Source organism: Nocardia sp. NPDC060220 (genome assembly GCF_042727815.1).
Taxonomy (GTDB): Bacteria; Actinomycetota; Actinomycetes; order Mycobacteriales; family Mycobacteriaceae; genus Nocardia.
This window is the reverse complement of the sequence record NZ_JBHWZY010001180.1, coordinates 1-1,685: the sequence shown is the minus strand read 5'-3', so window position 1 is coordinate 1,685 and position 1,685 is coordinate 1. Positions and strand designations below refer to the sequence as shown.

The 1,685-nt window shown below is 66.7% G+C and carries 3 protein-coding genes; all 3 read left to right on the top strand.

Annotation, left to right across the window (positions count from 1 at the left end):
* Positions 1-389: ABC transporter substrate-binding protein (locus ACFWF3_RS35035; RefSeq protein WP_379318396.1), on the top strand; the 389-nt coding region annotated here is incomplete at its 5' end.
* Complete coding sequence (locus ACFWF3_RS35030; RefSeq protein ID WP_379318394.1) at positions 367-1,206, top strand: ABC transporter permease; 840 nt, start codon at positions 367-369, stop codon at positions 1,204-1,206. The genes ACFWF3_RS35035 and ACFWF3_RS35030, both read left to right, overlap by 23 nt.
* Positions 1,199-1,685: ABC transporter ATP-binding protein (locus ACFWF3_RS35025; protein ID WP_379318392.1), on the top strand; the 487-nt coding region annotated here is incomplete at its 3' end. The genes ACFWF3_RS35030 and ACFWF3_RS35025, both read left to right, overlap by 8 nt.

Genomic DNA, 1,685 nt, shown 5'->3' with positions numbered 1-1,685 from the left:
GATTCCCCGACTCCTACGCCATCGTGATCGACGCCAACGAAGGCTGGCTCGCCGAGAATCCCGACCGCGCGAAGAAGTTCGTCCAAGCCCTGCAACGTGGCTACCAGTTCGCCGCGGACAACCCGGACGCGGCCGCCCAGGACCTCATCGACGCCAACCCGGGCGCGTTCAACGACGAGAAGCTGGTCTTCGACAGTCAGCGCATGCTGGCCGACCAGTTCATGAAGGACCCGAACGGGCGAGTCGGCACCCAGACCGTGGAGCAGTGGTCGGCGAATTCCCGATTCCTGTACCGCAGTGGCCTGCTCAACGGGCCCGACGGTAAACCACTGACCACCGAGCCCGACTGGTCGACATATTTCACCGATGACTACCTTGCCAACCCGTGACGGGTCCGTAGACGCGCAAGTCCTGCCCGGCGACCGGCCCGGTCGCTGGGCCGGGATCCGGTGGGCGGTGCCATCGATCGTCACGGTGGCGGTCCTCGTGGCCGTGTGGCAGATCTATGTCATCACCAGCGGTGTGCGTCCGCAGGTGCTGCCCTCGCCGGCGCGGGTGGTCGAGCAAGGCTGGGCGCATCGCGACGAGATCGCCACCCACGCGGCCGCCACCTTGCAGGTGACGCTGATCGGTTTCGCGGTCTCGCTGAGCGCGGCATGGGTACTGGCGGTGATCGTCGACTTCTCACCCTGGCTGCGGCGCGCGTTGGTCCCGTTGTTCGTGGCGTCGCAGACCGTGCCGATCGTCGCGATCGCACCGTTGATGATCATCTGGTTCGGGTTCGGCCTCCTGCCGAAGATCCTGGTGGTCGCGCTGGTCACCTTCTTCCCGATGGCCATCGGCCTGATCGAAGGGTTCGCCGCGGCCGACCGTGACGCCGGCGCGCTGCTGCGCAGTATGGGCGCCTCCCGCGTGCAGGAGTTCCGGTATGTGCGGCTGCCCTCCGCGCTACCGCGATTCTTCACCTCGTTGCGGATCGCGATCACCTACGCGGTCGTCGGTGCGGTGTTCGCCGAATATGTCGGCGCCAGTGTCGGTCTCGGCATCTACATGAGCCTGCAGAAGAATTCGTTCCGCACCGATCTGGTGCTGGCGGCGGTCTTGGTGACCGCGCTGCTGAGTATCGCGCTCTACCTGACGACGTTCGCGGTCGAGCGCCTCGTCGCGCCGTGGGCGCGCGCGGAGAACAGGAGCCGGCGTGACTGACACCGAAGGCGACCGGATCGTCGTCGACCGACTCACCAAGTCGTTCCCCCAGCCCGGTCGTGGCAGCCCTGGCCTCGAGGTGTTGGGCGGGGTGTCGTTCGCGGTCCGATCGGGCGAGTTCGTCACGGTCATCGGCCCCAGCGGCTGCGGCAAGAGCACGGTGTTCAACATGCTGGCCGGACTCGAATCCCCCGACTCCGGCAGCGTCGGCTTCCACACGGCTGACGGCGAAGACACCGCGTCGCACTGCGCCTATATGCCGCAGAAAGACCTGCTGTTCCCGTGGCGAACCGTCCTCGACAACACCATTCTCGGTTTGCGTGTGCAGGGTGTCCCGAAAACAGAGGCCAGGCGCCGCGCGCGCGAACTGTTTCCGATATTCGGCTTGTCCGGTTTCGAGGACGCCCGCCCGTCTCAGCTGTCGGGCGGGATGCGACAGCGGGCGGCACTGCTGCGCACCGTCGTCCAGGAGCGCGAGT